Here is a 16,083-nt window from a genome sequence, read left to right as displayed (position 1 = left end):
TTGAGAGTCGTGCTCACCAGTCCGCGCAGAGCCGTTCGGTCGCGCGGAAGGCGAGGGCCATGATCGTCAGGACCGGGTTGACGCCGCCGTTGGTGACGTGCACCGAGGCGTCCACGACGTAGAGGTTGTCATGGCCGTGGACCCGGCCCCACCGGTCGACGACCGACGTCCGCTCGTCGTCGCCCATCCGGCACGTACCCGACTGGTGCTGTCCGCCGTGCAACGCCAAGGGAACCGGCCCGCTCCACGTCCGGCGCGCGCCCGAGGCGACGAGCCATTCGCCGGCCCGTTCCCGGAGGTGGGCGGCGGTCCGCAGGGTCTCAGGATGAGTCGTGCCGGACAGGCGGGCGACCGGGATGCCCCAGCGGTCGCGTACGTGGCGGTCGAGCCGGGTCCGCGCGTGCGGGCTGGGGATCTCCTGGACAGGTCCCCCCACGCGCATGACGCGGCGGTAGTTGTCACGCATGTACCGCTTGTTGAGCGCGCCCCAGCGGGGCAGGTCCGGCGGCAGGTTCCGCGCCCAGAAGGCGATGGGCAGCACCGTGAACTCGTCCGCGAGCATCGCACCGCCGACGACGCCGTCGTTGTGATGCGCGAAGTCGAGGGTCGCGACCGAGACCCCAGGGCCGCGTCCGTCGTGCATGGGCTCGTCCATCTCGGCCAGCGCCCAAACGTAGGCATGGCCCTGCAGATGCCGCCCCACCTGATCGTGGTTGTTGCCCAGCCCGTACGGCTCGCGCCGGGTCGGTGAGTTCTGCAGCAGCCGGGCGGTCTCGATCGCGCCGGCCGCGCAGACCACCACCTCGGCCTCGACGACGTGACGCGCTCCCGAGCGGTCCACCCAGCGGACGCCGGTGACGCGGCCGCCGGCATCGCAGATGACGCGTTCGGCGACGGCCTCCGGCCGCAGCTGGGCGTGGCCGGTGGCGAGGGCGCGGCGCAGGACGGTGTTGTGCGAGCCGTTCTTGGCGTCCACCGGGCAGGCGAAGCCGACGCAGTGCTGGCAGCGGGTGCAGGCGGCCCGCTCGGCGTACGGCACCGAGTTGATCAGCAGGGGGACCGGCAGCACGTCCCAGCCGAGGGCGGCCGCGCCGCGCCGCAGCGCCGTGGCCTGCGGGCCCTCGGGAAGCGGGGGCATCGGGTACGCCTTCGCGCGCGTCCAGTGACGGCTGCTCGCCACGTGGTCGCCGCACACCCCGATCTCCCATTCGGCGCGCTCGTAGTGGGGTGCCAGGTCGTCGTAGCCGATGGGCCAGTCGGCGAGGCTGCTGCCCGCGGGGACGCCGTACGCGCCGGCCATCGTGAAGTCGGTGGGCAGGAAGCGCCACGCCTGGGCCCCGTAGAGCCGGGTGCCGCCGCCGACCAGCGTGGCGTTGCCGTGGAAGCCCGGCTCATGCGCTCGTACCAGACTCTCGCGGCCCGTCATGTCGACGGCGATGCGCGGGCTCCCCTCGAGGTCCGGTCCGGAGCGGTGCGGATAGCGGGCGATCCGGTGATTGCGCAGGTGGTCGCGGCCGATCTGCTCGTAGGTGAGGTCGCGACCGCGCTCCAGGACGAGCACCCGCTTGCCCGCCTGAGCGAGGACCGCGGCGGCCACCCCGCCCCCGGCGCCCGACCCGATCACCACCGCGTCCACCCGCTCGCCTCGCCCGGCGTCTACGCGCATCAGTCGCTCACCTCGAACCCGATCATCCGCCATGAGACGGCGTCGCGGTTGCCGCCGTTGCCCGGATCGCCGTAGAAGCCCTCCATGACGTGCTCCACCACCGTGCTCACGAACGCCGGCGCGTCGAACGGCCACGGCGTGCGCGTCTCCCCGGCTTCGACGGCGCGCAGCAGACCCTCCCGCCGGTCGGGTTCGAGCAGGCCGAACCGCACGCCGTACGCCTGGCCGGCCTCGGCGTCGAGGGCGTCGAGGCCGGCGCCGTAGTATGCGCGCAGACCCGCCAGGTCGCGCCCGAACTGCCCCTCGAGGTAGTCGAGGACACCGGCCTCGACGCCGCCCGGATGCTCATCAGCGGGGACGATCGTGTCGACGACCGCGCTCAGGGTCGCGACCTGCGCTGCGGTCAGGTCCGCCAGCACGGTCAGCCCTCGAAGCGGCCCGCCGGACGTTCACACGTGCTCTCCAAGGTGACGACCTGCGCGGATCCGTCGATCGCGGAGAGCGCCTCGAGCACGTGGAAGGCGAACGCGGCGTTGGCGCGGTGCGGGCCGCCCTCGATCGCGTCGGCCAGATCCCGTACGCCGAGCCCCCGGCGAGCCTGCTCCTTGGTGCCGACCGCGCCGAACAACTCCACGACCGGCGGAAGGACGGTCCAGTCCGCCTCGCCGTGCCGCCGCACCCGGACGTCGCCGTCGAAGTGGTTGGGGTTGGGCACCGACAGCGTGCCTTCGGTGCCGTAGATCTCGATGGCGGGCAGATCGCTGTCCCAGACGTCGAAGCTCATCAGCGTCGTGCCGATGACCCCGGAATCGAAGACGAGGACGCCTGAGGCGTGGGTGGCCACCTCGACGTCGATGTGGTCCACGGCCCGGTCCGGCGCGGTCACCGTGCGTACCGGGGCGCCGATGCGGGCGGCCCCCGCCACGGACCTGATGGGGCCGAGCAGGTTCACCAGTATGGCGAGGTAGTACGGGCCCATGTCCAGCACCGGGCCGCCGCCGGCCTGGAAGAGGAAGCGCGGGTCCGGATGCCAGGTCTCTGCCTTGCTGTGCCGGATGAACGCCGACGCGCCGATGGGCTCGCCGATCAGCCCGTCGTCGAGCGCCTTGCGCGCGGTCTGGCTGGCGCTGCCGAGGAAGGTGTCCGGGGCCGAGCCCAGAACGCGCCCGCTGGCCGCGGCCGCCGCCAGCACCGCCTTAGCGTCGGCGACGGTCGTGGCGATCGGCTTCTCGACGTAGACGTGCTTGCCGGCGTCGAGCGCCCGCATGATGGTGCTCGCGTGGTGCGCCGGCGGGGTCAGGTTCACCACGATGTCGATCGAGTCGTCGCCGTAGAGCTCGTCGGCGTCCCCCCACCCCGGGATGCCGTGCTCGCCGGCGGCCCGCTTGGCCCGGTCGACGTCGATGTCGCCGACGCGGACGATCTCGAGCTCCGGGTAGCGGGCCATGCCGGTGACGTACCGGCTGAAGATGTTGCCGCTGCCGAGGATGCCGATGCGGTGGTGTGTCGCCATGTCTTCGCTGTCCTTCCTTAGGGGATTCAAAGGTGCCTGATCGTGAGGACCTGCCTCACATGCGTGCTCGGGCCCGCTCGACCACGGTCCAGGCGAGGCTGTCGTTGGCACGCAGCACCGCGTCGATCAGGTGCGCTGAGCGGACACCGTCCGCGGCCGTCGGCAGTCCCTCCACCTGATGGCCGGCCATGGCCGAGTAGGCGTCGTCGACGAACGCGCGGAAGCAGTCGCCGTACCCCTGGGAGTGTCCCGGCGGAAGCGTGGCCAGGCGGCGCTGCTCGGCCGAGCCCCGGCCCGGGTCGCGTACGAGCAGCCGGGCGCCGTCGGCGTCGCCGAGCCACACCGACTCGGGGTTCTCCTGATCGAAGACGGCGCTGCCGTCCGCGCCGTCGAGCTCGAACCAGAGGCGGTTCTTGCGTCCGGCGGAGACCTGCGACACCGTCAGCGAGCCCAGGACCCCGTCGGCCGTCCGCAGCAGGACGGCGGCGACGTCCTCGGTCGAAACCGGCCGCAGTTCGTCCGCTGCCGCTCCGTTCGTCCCGCTCTCCGGACCGTCCGGACTGCTCGTTCCAGTGTCCGGACCATTCGCACTAAAAGTGTCGCCGCTGCCCGCCGGGCGCGCCGGGATGGTGACGCCGAGCCGGGCCGTCACCTCGTGGAACCGCACCCCGGCCACCCACTCGACGAGGTCGCACCAGTGCGACCCGACGTCGGCGAAGGCGCGGGAAGGCCCGCCCCGCGCGGCGTCGACGCGCCAGTTCGTGGTGCCGGTGTCGAGCATCCAGTCCTGCAGGTAGCTGCCGTGCAGGAGTTGCCAGGCGCCGAAGTCGCCGTTCATCCGGCGGGCCCGGATCTCGCGAACCAGCGGGTGGTAGCGGTAGACGTACGGGACGGCGAGTGTGCGGCCGGTCTCGGTGGACACCGCGGCGAGCCGCTCGGCGTCGGCGAGCGACGTCGCGATCGGCTTCTCGCAGATCACGTGCTTGCCGGCCCGCAACGCCGCCTCCGCCTGGTCGGCGTGCAGCGCGTTCGGCGTGCAGATGTGCACCACGTCGACTGTGTCATCGGCGAGTACGGCCGCCAGGTCCGGGTAGCGCGCCGGGACGTTCCACTCGTCGGCGAGCGCGGCCGAACGGCTCGGGGTGGAGCCGACGACGCCGCGCACGGTCGCGCCGACGCCGCGCACGGCCGCCGCGTGGACCGAACCGATGAAGCCGGCGCCGACGATCACGGCTTGGATATGCGGATGCGCCACGTTCAGACCTCCGGACAGGTGTATTGCCGTATAAGAGCATGATTGAGGCCATTGACAGCCACAAGATGCCGTCTTTAGTTTCGTCGCATGCAAAAAGACGACGAGCACGGGCCGACACCTGTGGCCATCGCGCTGCGCAAGGTGCTCCGCATGATCGCCACCGGCGAGGCGACCAGCCGCGCGGCTATCGCGCGGCTCACCGGCCTGGCCCGATCGACGGTGAGCCAGCAGGTGGACAGGCTGATCGAGCTCGGCATCGTCGAGGAGACGGAGTCGAGCCAGTCCGTGCGTGGGCGGCCACCCCGGGGGCTCACCATCAGCCCGCGCGCCGGGACCATCGCCGTGGCCGACGTGGACGTGTCCGCGACCCAGCTGGCGATCGCCGACCTCAGCGGCACCGTCATCGCCCGCGACACCGTCGACATGTCCGTCGACGGCGGCCCCGAGAAGCTGCTGGCCGTGGTGGCGGAGCGGCTGCGCTCGATGCTCGACGAGCACGACCATGATCCGGCTCGGGTACGCCACGTCGTCGCGGGCCTGCCGGCGCCGGTCGACTTCCAGCGCGGCTGCGCGGTACGCCCGCCGATCATGCCCGGATGGGACGCCTACCCCGTCGGGGACTACCTGCGCGGGCAGTTCGGCGCCGCGGTCACGGTGGACAACGACGTCAACCTGATGGCCCTGGGCGAGGCGACCCAGGAGATGGCCGACACGCCCCTGCTGTTCATCAAGGTCGCCTCGGGCATCGGCGCCGGCATCGTGACGGCCGATGGCTCGGTACATCGCGGCGCCGACGGCGCGGCCGGCGACATCGGGCACATCCGGGCGCCCACGCGCCGCGACGTCGTCTGCAGATGCGGCAAGACCGGCTGCCTGGAGGCCGTGGCCAGCCATCGGGCGGTCCTCGCCGACCTCGGCATCACGCCGTCCTCGTTCGACGACCGGCTGCACGCCTCGCGCGAACTGGCCCGCCTGGTCGCCGACAGCGACACCAGCGCACTGCACCGCATCCGCCAGGCGGCCACCGACATCGGCGAGGTGGTGGCGATGCTGATCCACACGCTGAATCCGCGCACGCTGGTGCTCGGCGGCCCGTTGAGCGAGCTGCAGGACGAGATCCTGTCCGGAGTACGCGCCGCGGTGTACGAACAGGCGTTGCCGCTGGCCACGCGCAAACTCATCATCATGCCGAGCCAGCTCGGCGCCGACGCGGGCATCTTCGGCGCGATCGCGCTGGCCAGCCGGGAGGCCTTCAGTCAGGCGGGGGTGGGGCGCCTGCTCGCCGAGGCGTGACCGTTCGCGGACACCCTTGGCTACGGATCATCTCTGACCACCGTCGTGTCGAGCCGGTTCGTCGCGGCGCCGTACCCCGTCGAGAACGATGTGGAGCAGGTGCCGGGCTCGGCTGTCCCACTCGCTCTCCTCAAGGCGGGTCAGATAGCCCATGAGGAGTATGACGTCACGGGCGTCGACGTCGGAACGGATGGTTCCATCCGCCTTGCCGGCGTCGAGGAGAGTGGTCAGCGCATCACCGATCGGGCCTAAGCTGTGCGCCGCGAGGCCCTGCCACACCGACGCTTCGACGGCGGCGAACACCCCGCGTTTGACCTGCGCGTAGTCGACGACCCGGTCGAACCAGCGAGCCAGCGCCGTGAGCGGCTCGTGCTCGCCGAGCAGTGCCGGCGCTACCGCCACCAACTCGTCGACCTCCTCCCGGTAGACCTCGACGAGCAGCGCCTCCCGGGTTGGAAAGTGGCGATAGAGGGTGCCCTGCCCGACCCCTGCTTGCTTGGCGATCGCATTGAGCTTGATCTCGTCCGCGTTCGCGATGACCGCTCGTGCGGCCTGAATGATCCGGTCGCGGTTGTCGGCGGCGTCGGCTCGGCGCCCGGTTGGGCTCATCGCTCCCCCTACTTTGCTAATCGGACACGTGTCCGGTAGCTTCGGATTAAGCGGACACGTGTCCACTTTATCGGAAGGGATTCCTATGACTGCCATCGAGGGCCAGGTCGTCGCCATCACCGGAGCGAGCAGTGGCATCGGTGAGGCCACGGCACGCCTGCTCGCCGAGCGCGGCGCGGCGGTCGTCCTCGGCGCGCGCCGGACAGAACGCCTCGACCAGCTCGCACGGGACATCCGCGATCGTGGCGGACGTGCCATCGCCTGCGCCACGGACGTCACCCGGCGCGGGGACCTCGAACGACTTGTCGGCCAGGCCGTGGCGGAGTTCGGCCGGCTTGACGTGCTGGTGGGCAACGCCGGCATCGCCCGGATCGGCCCCGTGAGCGACCTCGACGTCGACGGCTGGGACGCGATGATCGACGTCAACCTGCGGGGAGTGCTGTACGGCATCGCCGCCGCCATGCCGGTATTCCGCCGGCAGGGCCACGGCCATCTGGTGACCACGGTGTCGACGTCGGGCCTGAAGATCGTGCCTACGCAGGCGGTCTACGCGGCGACGAAGAACGCCGTACGCACCCTGCTGGAAGGACTGCGGCAGGAGTCGACCGATGGCGTGCTGCGGACGACGGCGATCTCGCCGGGCTTCGTCCGTACCGAACTCACCGGCTCGATCGACGACACGCAGGTCCGCGAGCAGATCCGCCGCAATATGGATGGGTTCGGCATCGAGCCGGAGGCCGTCGCCCGCGTTGTCGCCTTCGCCATCGAACAGCCCCGGGATGTCGAGATCGGCGAGGTCACCATCCGCCCGACCGTCCAAGGCTAGGAACGCTCTGGCCCGCTGAGCCGGTGAGCGATAGATGGCCCGCCGAAGTGACAGCCGGCGCGCGTCCCCACTGGGCCCACCGGCGTGTGCCCCTGCGCCGCCGGCCCAGCCGTTACGGGGGAGTGAGCGGTTCGGCCTGGTACGCCCGGCGCAGGGTCGCCTCGAAGGCCGGCGCGTCGGGCAGAGGCACGGAGCCGATTCGACGCACTGGTACGGCCGACGTCCACGAGTTCATCACCACGGCCCCGGCCATTCCTGGCAGGTCGGCAGGCCGGATCTGCTGAACGCGCTGGGGAACCCCGAGCCGGTCGAGCTGCCGGCGGACGATGCCCATCGTGGTCCCGGTCAGCATCTCAGCTTCTGGCCACACCACCGCTGTCCCGTCCCAGAAGGCCAGGTTCCAGATCGACGCTTCGCTGAGCCGCCCCCGGCGGTCGATGAAGGCGGCGTCGTCGAAGCCCTCCACGACGGCTTGGCGGAGATAGTACGTCTTGGCCACCTCCCCGACGTGCTTCACCGCCGGAAGCACTCGTTCGTGCTCCACCACCGCCAGCGCCAGCGGCCCCCGGGGGCCGGACGCCGCTGGTCCGGTACGGACGAGCAACTCGGGCTCGGCGTCCGCCGGTGTGTACTCTCCTGCGGGCGAGAACACCGTGGCCGTCAGAGAGAGGTCAGCCGGTCCGGCCTGGACGGCCGCCCGCAACAGGGCTCGCACCCGGTCGTCGGGCACCGCGCGCCCGAAGAGCGTCGCGGAGGCCGTCCGCAGCCTTTCCAGGTGCAGGTCCAGCCCCCGGACCCGGCCGCCGCGCACCTGCATGGCGGTGAAGTGGGCGTACCCGGCGAATGCGAGCGGCGCAAGGTCCACGGCGTCGGCCACCCGACCGTCACGTTGCACAACGAAAGAAGACATACCTCGCTCCAGCAGTATGGAATGTGCGTTTCCCGAGCGACGTTAAGGCTTGACATCGATGGCAAGGTCAACCTGGGAGTGGAGTCGGCGCATGCTGATCGGTGAGTTGTCGCGGCGCACCGGGGTCAGCACACGGCTGCTGCGGTATTACGAGGCACAGGGAGTGCTGGAGGCCGGTCGCGGCGCGAACGGCTATCGCTTCTACGACGAGAACTCCGTGGTCACCGTGCGTCAGGTGCGCGCGCTGCTGAAGGTGGGTCTGTCGACCGAGGTGATCCGCGTGGTGTTGCCGTGCGTGCGCGGCGAGCGTCCGGACTTCGAGTGGTGTGCCGAGCTCTGGGAAATTCTGACCGGCGAGCTCGAGGCCATGGATAAGCGCATTGACGATCTCCAGCGCAGCCGCGGCGCCCTGGCGGGCTTCCTCACCCGGCCCTGACCGATCAGGACGGCGGCACTCGCTGAACGACGGGACTCCGGTCACCGCCCGACTCCTTCGTTCGGGTGCGTTCTCTGGCACCAGGAAGTGGGGCGAACCTTTCGCTCGCCCCGAACTTTCAAAATCCCGGCGCGACGGGAGGAATGTCATGCACAGTGTGATCATGATAAATCGCCGGTAACCCCGGACCACCACCTGATGCAGAAGCACCGCCTCTGCCGCTGGACGGCACGAGTCGGTAACCGACCGTATCGGAGCACGAGATCAACACATCACATCGCCCTGGCATGGACGACCGGCGCCGCTTCCCGTTAGCCCGCGCGTTCGCCCGGAGTTGGCTCTCCGCCGCCCTCGCACTCGCCTTCCTCGCGGCCGCTCTTTCCACGAGTGTCGTCCCCGGCGACTTGCGTACGAGCGGGGCGGAAGAGAGCGTCAGCGCCATCGACGCCCGGCCCAACGACGGCTCCGGCTACTGGCCGGACTTCTCGAACACCGGCTATGCCAACACACCGGCCAACGCCGGAGGGCTGGGCCTGGGCGCGTACCCGGGCAAGCTCACCGACTACGCGTCGGGCATGAGCGCCGACAAGCCGCTGAGGCTCGAGTTTCCGGACAACAGCGTCATCTCCTACAAGCGCTTCCTGGGCTTGAAGGTGCTGATCTACGGCGACAACCTGACGTTCGTCGGCTGTCTGTTCGAGGGCACCAACCCCAACGACAACCTCGTCCAGATCTACTCCGACAACAACATCAAGTTTCTCTACTCGACGTTCAAGCCGAACTCCTACGCGATGCCTCCCGGCAACGACGGCACCGTCTCGTCGTCCCACTCCAAGCCCGGCACGCCCTTCGACAAGTCCTGGCAGTTGGCCACGACGATGAAGGAAGCCGTGGCCGTCATGGACCACAACGACATCTGGGGCAACGCGGGCATGATCATGGTGACGGGATTCCCGGGCCGCCCGTCAACCTGGACGAACAACTACATCCACGACATGGCCGACACCTCGCATGACGTCTACCACCACGACGGCATCGGCCCGCAGAGCGAAGGCGACGGCGGTCCGATGATCGTCGACCACAACACCCTGGCCTCCGTGGGGAACACCAACGGCCTGGCCCTGCAGGGCAGCGGCGTGTACGACCACATCTCGGTCACGAACAACTACGTCTCCGGCTGGGGTTACGCGCTCTCCATAGGCGTGACCAACAACGCCACGAACATCACCGTCACCGACAACGTCTTCTCGGCGGAGCTCGAGCAGCTGTACGGCTTCCTGTACGGCAACATCTGGGGCGGGTCGGCGCGCGGCTCCACCTGGCGCCGCAACCTCATCCAGGCCCGTACGGGAGACGACAACCGCACCTATACGACGGCCGACCACGGCAAGTATCTGTGGCCGACCGGCCAGACACATACCACCGACTACACGGGCTGAGACTCTTCCCATGTGACGCCCGCGGGACCACTCGCTGCTCTTCGTGATCCACACCGCCTCGAAGAGCAGCGAGGCCGCGGCGCTTTCCGGAGCGTCCTGACGGAACGGACGCGCCGACCGGTCGATGATCGACGACCTTTGCCGACCGATGAACTACAGTCGTCCGCCATGGCCGAATCCTCCTCCTATCTGACCGCGACGGCGGACGCCTACGACGCCGTCGCCGACCTCTACGCCGATCTCGCCCGAGACTCGCTCGACCGCCTGCCACTGGATCGCGCGATCGTCGCCGTGTTCGCCGAACTCGTACGGGCCGCCGGACCCCGGTCCGTCGCCGAGGCCGGCTGCGGTCCCGGGTACATGACGGCACACCTGCGCAACCTCGGACTGGACGCCTTCGGCGTCGACCTGTCTCCCGCACTGATCGACATCGCCCGCAAAGACCATCCCGACCTGCGTTTCGAGGTCGGTTCGATGGGCGCCTTCGACGTGGCCGACGGCGAGCTGGGCGGTCTGCTCTCTTGGTACTCCCTCATCCACATCCCACCACCGGAACTGCCGCCGTACTTTGCCGAGTTCCGCCGGGTGCTGGCCCCGGGTGGGTACCTCCTGCTCGGTTTCTTCGAATCCGAGGGCGGTCCGGTGCTGGAGTTCGACCATAAGGTCACGCCGGCCTACCGGTGGCCGATCGACGACTTGGCCGACCTGGCCCGCAAGGAGGAGTTCGTCGAGGTGGGGCGGATGTTGCGCGAGCCTTTGGCGGATGAACGATTCCGCCGCGGCCACTTGCTGATGCGCAGACAAGCCGCCGCCATGTGCTGATGCCCGCACTTTAGGCCTGGGGCCGCTGGCCGGAGAGCAGGTCGCCGCGACCACTCTCAAGGTGGCTCAGAGTGACCAGAGGTCCCGCCCTCCGGCAGCGGGAAAGCTGCTCGCACCGCGTAGCCGCTCTCGGGAGGCGGACCGGCGGTGCGAGCGCCTCAGCGAATCGACACCCGGTAGAACCGCGGCCGGTAGATGCTCGTGTCGCGGTAGAGGTCAGCGGAGTCGACCACGCGGTTGTCCAAGCTGTTGACGTTGTAGGAGATCAGCAGCGAGCCCGCGGAGCTCTGCTCGTAGTGGACGCGGGCGACACGCATCGCCTTGTCGGTCTGTGCGTCGCTGACGCCGTGGACGTAGGTGTAGCCGTCCCCGCTCCTGCTGGCGGGCAGGATCGCGGACCCCCAGGCCACGCCGCTGTCGGAGGGCAGCTTCTCGACGCTGGCCGGGGTCTTCAGGTTGCTCAGCGAGAAGGCCGCCACGACGTTTCCGTCGAAGGCGAACTGCATGGGCCCCGTGCCCGCCTTCCGGTATCTCTGGTAGATCACCTGGAGCCGGGCACCCACGATGAACCCGTCGCCGCTCCAGAACCAGTGGCTGTCGTCGGGCGGAGGCATGATCGCCTTGGGGGCGGAGGCCGTACCCACGTGGACGGTGGTGAGTTCGTCTCCGTCCTGGATCACGAACGTGTTGTTGATCAGCTTGGCGCCGGTGGGCCTGGTCGAGTTCGCGTTGAGCGGCCCGAGGAAGGTGCCGGAGAACAGCCAGAGGGTCCTGCCGTCGGGCATGCGGACCGAGTAGGTGGAGTCTCCGCCGGTCCAGCCGTCGGGTGTGGTGGCCGCGTAACCGTTGAACGCGGAGCCGAAGGGCGCGGGTGGCTGTTGCACGCTTACGAGCTACTACGTCGCCGGGGCCCGGGGTGCCTCGGCGGGTCGCTGGTTGACGCCGCCAAGAGGGGCCGCAGCCGGAACGTCAGCCTGCGCCGCACCAGTAGGCGAGTTGCGCGCTTGCGCTTTTGACCACCCGTGGGATGGACTCAGGCTGTGGCCAGATCTGCAGCAGATAGCGATCTTCCGCTTCCGACTCCTCGTCCATGTTCACGGCGTGATAGCGCAACCGATACCACCCTGGTCCCGAGGGCAGTTCGGGAATTTCGTGAACGCCTTCGCCTCCCCACTCGCATAGCGAGAGCCGTCCGGCTTCGGACCGAAAGCTGATCTCCACAATGTCCTCATATCCGTCCGTGTCCGCTCCCGGGTCTTGGTCGGCCACGGTCGCCGAGAAGCCGAGGGTGCCCGTGTGTGTGCCCGTGAGCAGGAGAGCAGCGCCTTCCTCCACGCGGATGATTCCGACGGGGTGATCGGGATGGTCATCGGCGAAAGACGCGTAGCCTCTGTTGCCGTCGGTCTCGTCGACGAGATATGCCTGCCCGTAGTGAACCCAAAGGTCGAACGAGACGGTGCGAGTAGTGGTCATGGTCGGCAAGAGTATGATCATGTACTGACATTTCTTGCCGGGTCGACGTATCTGATCTTGAGGTGGTTGAGGACCCGGTTGGTGAACACGGCCGATGAGCCCGAGCCGCTCACCCGCGACTTGATCGTCTCTCTTCGGTGCCCTGGCTTGCGCTTCGGCGCCTCTACCGGATGGCGACGTGCGCCATGTCAGGGAGTACTGAAAATCGCCAACTCCGATGAGACAAGATTCCTCCCAAACGGTATAAACCGACCGGGCAACCGTCGGATCGACCGAGAATCCGCCATGTGGACGCCCGGAATCGCTGGGACTTCGCCAGCTCGGCCGAGAACGGACACGTACGCGCGCCAACTGACATCTCCGATGGCCTACTGCCAAGCCCTCTGACACCTCCTGTGCCGTACTGACATCTGCGAGTGCCTCGGTCTGGCGCCACGGAACATGACAGCGGGGTCCGGCGGAGCCTCCAGACGGGTGCCTCCTTCCGTTCTCTCACTGCGAGCGGCGGCGCAGGAAAGATCGGCCGGCCAGGAGCAGCCCATTCACGCCACGGCGCACGAGTGTCCGGTCAGCGGCTGTTTCGTCGGAACCTTCACGAAGGCGATACGGAAACGATACGCCGTACGAAAATGGAGTTCCGCTCTTGTATCCCACGCAGCGCCAGCGCCCCCTCGACCCGCCCGACGAAGCGACCGAACTCGGCCGCGCGGCCCCGTGGCACCGCCTTACCTACGCCGACGGCCACCTCCACGACTACGAGGCGGCCATGTGGACCCCTTTGATCACAGTTGGCAGTACCCAGCCGAAGATCAAGTGTCATGAGCGTGCGTGGTCCTGGTTATGCTGCGCGAAATTCGAGCGGCTACTCCTCGCACATGGGGATCTGAGCCAAGGCAAGCGAGAGGCTGGTCCAGCCCAACGGTTTGCAGGTGGGGGTTGATGATGCGGGCCACGCGTCGTTGCGTCGGCTGGATTGTGGCCGGGCCGTCCAGCAGGCCTTCGAGGCACAAGGTGAACAGCGACTCGATCGAGCGCCCGCCCCCGGCCCCGTGACCTGGGCGATCAGCGGACCGACCGCAGGTGTGCACCAAGCTACGCGGCTCCTGCTCCCGTCACTACCGGCGGGACCTGCCCAAGCTGCTGCGCGCGGTCATTCCGGCGAGGACGCGACTCGCGGCGGACCTGTCGCCGACCAATTGTCATCACCTCTCATCGCGGGTGGATGCGATCGAGCCGCCGACACTGATCGTCGCTCAGTCGCAGGTTCGCCGCGCCGACGTTCTCTTCCAGGTGCCCGATCGTGCCGGTGCCAGGAATGGGCAGCATGACCGGCGAACGGTGCAACAGCCATGCGAGCGAGACCTGCGCCGCCGTGGCGCCGAGTTCGGCCGCCACGGCGGCGATTTCCGCCGTCGCCTTCGATACCGCGGGATGGATGGGCCGCCAAGGCAGGAAGGCGATCCCCGCCGGGGCACAGGCGTCGAGCACGGCCTCGTGTTCGCGATCGAGTATGTTGTAGCGGTTCTGCACGCTCGCGATGTCAACGATCTGCCGCGCCTCCTCGAGCTCGGCGACGGTGACCTCGGACAGGCCGATGTGGCCGATCTTGCCCGCGACCTGGAGCTCGCGCAGCGCCCCCAGCTGGTCGGCGAGCGGCACCGTCGGATCGATGCGATGCAACTGGAGCAGCTCGAGCCGTTCGACCCGTAGCCGACGCAGGCCCTGCTCGACCTGATCGCGCAGGAAGTCTGGCCGTCCGCAGATCGCCGCGTCGTGCAGGGGGTTCGGCGGCGCGACCCCGACCTTCGTCGCGATGAGCAGGTCGTCCGGATAGGGATGCAGTGCCTCGGCGAGGAGTTCCTCGTTGGCGCCCCAGCCGTACAGGTGCGCGGTGTCGATCAGCGTGACGCCCAACTCGACGGCGCGCCTGGCAACAGCGATGGCGGCCTCCCGAGCGGGTCGGGGTTCGGTCGGCAGCTGCATGGCCCCGAAGCCGACCCGCTGCACGCTGAGCTCACCCCCGATGCGGAACGTGCTCAATGTCATGTGTTGGTTTCGCCTGTCACTAGAAGTTGATCACGAAAAGAGCGTGGGTGATCGTCACCTTGTGGTTCGCGTTCCTGGTCACCGGCCACCCGCCGATGCGTCAGGGCCTCTGCCGCGCCCCTGGCTCTCACCGACCTGGCCACCGGAGCAGCCCACCGGGAACAGGCCGTCCAACGAACGGCGGAATTCTCGGCAGGCGACCACCCGCGGTCAGCCGTTGACGACGCGGAGCGTGCCGAGGTGACGGCCGGCCAGGCGATCGAGCGCGGCCGACGACGCCTCGTCCGCCGGAAGGTAGACGATCAGGCGCTGGTCGTCGGCGAGTTCGAGGGCCTCGTACGCGAGGCGCAGCTCCCCCGCCTCAGGGTGCGCCCAGCGCTGGACGCCAGCCCGCTCGGGGAGGCCCGGCGTCGTGAGCCGCTCGACGAAGGGTCCGCCGGCCGTGATGGTGAGCTCGTCGGCGAGGGCCGCCACGTGCGGGTCGGCGAGGCCGGCCGCGTGCTTGAGGATGGCCACCTGCTGGCTCGCGACGGCGTCCCAGTCGGGGTAGATGTCGCGGGTGCGCGGGTCGGTGAACACGAATCGTACGAAGCTGGGCTCGGCAGCGTCCAGGAGGCCAGTAGGCCGGGCCAGGCGCTCGAAGCCCGTGGTATACGCGAGCACCTGCGTCATCCGGTTGATCAGCACCGCCGGGGCGGGTTCCAGCTTGTCGAGCAGCGCCCGCACCGTCGGCCGGATGGACACGACCGGCGGCTGGGCCGAAGGGCAGATGAAGGGGCTGCCGCCTTCGGTCGCCTTCGCCAGGAGCCTGAGGTGGAAACGCTCGTCGGTGGACATCCGCAGTGCGTCGGCGAGCGCGCCGAGCACCTGCGGCGACGGATGCCGGTCGCGGCCCTGTTCCAGCCGCGCGAGGTACTCGACGCTGATCCCCGCGAGCGTGGCCAGCTCGGCGCGGCGCAGCCCCGGTGTCCGCCGCCGGTATCCGGTGGGCAGCCCTACGTCGGTGGGACTGATGGCCTCCCGGCGGCTCCGCAGGAACGCGCCCAGTTCGTTCTCACTCACACCCGCAACCTACCGATCCTGGGCGCGCTCATCGTCGCCCTGTCAGGGCCAGCCTCAGCCCGGCCTCCCTATGTGCCGCCGGCCGGGCCAGGTTTGGGGGCATGACTTCCAAGACCATCGCGACGACCCCGACCGCTCTGCCGCTCACCGCCGGGCAGTGGACCCTCGACCCGTACCACTCGGCGGTCGGCTTCACGATCCGTCACCTCGGCATCTCGAAGGTGCGCGGCCAGTTCGGGCGTTTCGCGGCCGACCTCACCGTCGGCGACACCCTCGACAGCTGCTCGGTCACCGCCACCGTCGCGCTCGACTCGATCGACACCGGCAACGCCGACCGAGACGCCCACGTCAGCGGCCCCGACATGCTCGATGTCGCCAACCGGCCCGCCATGGCGTTCCGCTCCACCAGGATCGAAAGCCGGGGCAGCGACTGGATCATGGAGGGCGACCTCACCATCGGCGAGGTGACCCGGTCCGTCACCTTCGACGTCGAGTTCGGCGGGGTCGAAGACTCCATCGTGGACGAGCGCAGGCACGCCGGATTCGAAGCGAAGGGCGAGATCCGCCGGAGCGACTTCGATCTCGGCTTCGCCCTCGCCATCCTCGGTGACTCCGTGAAGATCCAGCTCGACATGCAGTTCGTCGAGCCCGAATAATCCGATCAACCCACGACGCGAACGACTCGCCGCACGCCGGTGCCACCACCAACGTCAGCCGCCGGGGCCGGACCGCC

16 protein-coding genes are annotated in these 16,083 nt (G+C 69.2%); 6 read left to right on the top strand and 10 right to left on the bottom strand.

The window, feature by feature from the left end; genetic code table 11:
• Positions 1-13: 13 nt before the first annotated feature.
• Genes AB0L53_RS40195 through AB0L53_RS40180 form a run of 4 tightly spaced genes read right to left on the bottom strand, consistent with a single transcriptional unit; the run spans position 14 to position 4,434 of the window.
• The gene (locus AB0L53_RS40195; RefSeq protein WP_364005961.1) at positions 14-1,666 is read right to left on the bottom strand and encodes a GMC family oxidoreductase; all 1,653 of its coding nucleotides are present in this window, start codon (positions 1,664-1,666) and stop codon (positions 14-16) included.
• Positions 1,666-2,085, bottom strand: coding sequence for a gluconate 2-dehydrogenase subunit 3 family protein (locus AB0L53_RS40190; RefSeq protein WP_364005958.1), 420 nt, complete (start codon positions 2,083-2,085; stop codon positions 1,666-1,668). Before AB0L53_RS40190 ends, AB0L53_RS40195 begins: the two co-directional genes overlap by 1 nt.
• A 2-nt stretch (positions 2,086-2,087) precedes the next feature.
• Positions 2,088-3,179 (bottom strand): Gfo/Idh/MocA family oxidoreductase, encoded by a 1,092-nt coding sequence (locus AB0L53_RS40185; protein ID WP_364005956.1) that lies wholly within the window; start codon positions 3,177-3,179, stop codon positions 2,088-2,090.
• Between the two features lie 55 nt (positions 3,180-3,234).
• Entirely contained in the window at positions 3,235-4,434 is a 1,200-nt protein-coding gene (locus AB0L53_RS40180; protein WP_364005953.1) for a Gfo/Idh/MocA family oxidoreductase, read from the bottom strand.
• Positions 4,435-4,521: 87 nt separating this feature from the next.
• Here AB0L53_RS40180 and AB0L53_RS40175 point away from each other — a divergent pair, with 87 nt between their 5' ends.
• A complete protein-coding gene (locus AB0L53_RS40175) occupies positions 4,522-5,727 on the top strand; it encodes an ROK family transcriptional regulator (protein WP_364005950.1) in 1,206 nt (401 codons plus the stop codon).
• A 27-nt stretch (positions 5,728-5,754) separates the two neighbouring features.
• Here the strand turns inward: AB0L53_RS40175 and AB0L53_RS40170 are convergent, their stop codons facing one another.
• Entirely contained in the window at positions 5,755-6,336 is a 582-nt protein-coding gene (locus AB0L53_RS40170; RefSeq protein WP_364005947.1) for a TetR/AcrR family transcriptional regulator, read from the bottom strand.
• Between the two features lie 85 nt (positions 6,337-6,421).
• On the opposite strand from AB0L53_RS40170, the gene AB0L53_RS40165 reads away from it, so the two are divergent.
• On the top strand, positions 6,422-7,162 hold the full coding sequence (locus AB0L53_RS40165; RefSeq protein WP_364005944.1) for an SDR family oxidoreductase: 741 nt from the start codon (positions 6,422-6,424) through the stop codon (positions 7,160-7,162).
• Positions 7,163-7,274: 112 nt separating this feature from the next.
• Here AB0L53_RS40165 and AB0L53_RS40160 read toward each other — a convergent pair whose 3' ends face one another.
• On the bottom strand, positions 7,275-8,072 hold the full coding sequence (locus AB0L53_RS40160) for an aminotransferase class IV family protein (protein ID WP_364005941.1): 798 nt from the start codon (positions 8,070-8,072) through the stop codon (positions 7,275-7,277).
• 91 nt (positions 8,073-8,163) lie between these two features.
• Between AB0L53_RS40160 and AB0L53_RS40155 the strand changes: the two genes are divergently transcribed.
• The 3 genes from AB0L53_RS40155 (at position 8,164) to AB0L53_RS40145 (ending at position 10,769) form a co-directional block, all read left to right on the top strand.
• The gene (locus tag AB0L53_RS40155) at positions 8,164-8,508 is read left to right on the top strand and encodes a MerR family transcriptional regulator (RefSeq protein ID WP_358184157.1); all 345 of its coding nucleotides are present in this window, start codon (positions 8,164-8,166) and stop codon (positions 8,506-8,508) included.
• A gap of 287 nt (positions 8,509-8,795) precedes the next feature.
• Complete coding sequence (locus AB0L53_RS40150) at positions 8,796-9,947, top strand: hypothetical protein (RefSeq protein WP_364005937.1); 1,152 nt, start codon at positions 8,796-8,798, stop codon at positions 9,945-9,947.
• Between the two features lie 168 nt (positions 9,948-10,115).
• Positions 10,116-10,769, top strand: a complete 654-nt coding sequence (locus AB0L53_RS40145; protein WP_364005934.1) for a class I SAM-dependent methyltransferase — start codon at positions 10,116-10,118, stop codon at positions 10,767-10,769.
• 158 nt (positions 10,770-10,927) lie between these two features.
• Here the strand turns inward: AB0L53_RS40145 and AB0L53_RS40140 are convergent, their stop codons facing one another.
• The 4 genes from AB0L53_RS40140 to AB0L53_RS40125 form a co-directional block, all read right to left on the bottom strand.
• Positions 10,928-11,653, bottom strand: coding sequence for a hypothetical protein (locus AB0L53_RS40140; protein ID WP_364005932.1), 726 nt, complete (start codon positions 11,651-11,653; stop codon positions 10,928-10,930).
• A gap of 85 nt (positions 11,654-11,738) precedes the next feature.
• Entirely contained in the window at positions 11,739-12,242 is a 504-nt protein-coding gene (locus AB0L53_RS40135) for a hypothetical protein (protein ID WP_364005930.1), read from the bottom strand.
• A gap of 1,209 nt (positions 12,243-13,451) precedes the next feature.
• Positions 13,452-14,288 carry an aldo/keto reductase gene (locus tag AB0L53_RS40130; RefSeq protein WP_364005927.1) on the bottom strand — a complete coding sequence of 279 codons (837 nt, stop codon included), beginning with the start codon at positions 14,286-14,288 and terminating at the stop codon, positions 13,452-13,454.
• 210 nt (positions 14,289-14,498) lie between these two features.
• Positions 14,499-15,350 (bottom strand): helix-turn-helix transcriptional regulator, encoded by an 852-nt coding sequence (locus tag AB0L53_RS40125; RefSeq protein WP_364005924.1) that lies wholly within the window; start codon positions 15,348-15,350, stop codon positions 14,499-14,501.
• Between the two features lie 101 nt (positions 15,351-15,451).
• Between AB0L53_RS40125 and AB0L53_RS40120 the strand changes: the two genes are divergently transcribed.
• Positions 15,452-16,006 (top strand): YceI family protein, encoded by a 555-nt coding sequence (locus AB0L53_RS40120; RefSeq protein WP_364005921.1) that lies wholly within the window; start codon positions 15,452-15,454, stop codon positions 16,004-16,006.
• Positions 16,007-16,083: the final 77 nt, after the last annotated feature.

Source organism: Nonomuraea sp. NPDC052129 (assembly GCF_040680095.1).
GTDB lineage: Bacteria > Actinomycetota > Actinomycetes > Streptosporangiales > Streptosporangiaceae > Nonomuraea.
The sequence above is the reverse complement of the archived record's forward strand: the minus strand, read 5'-3'. Positions and strand labels throughout refer to the sequence as shown.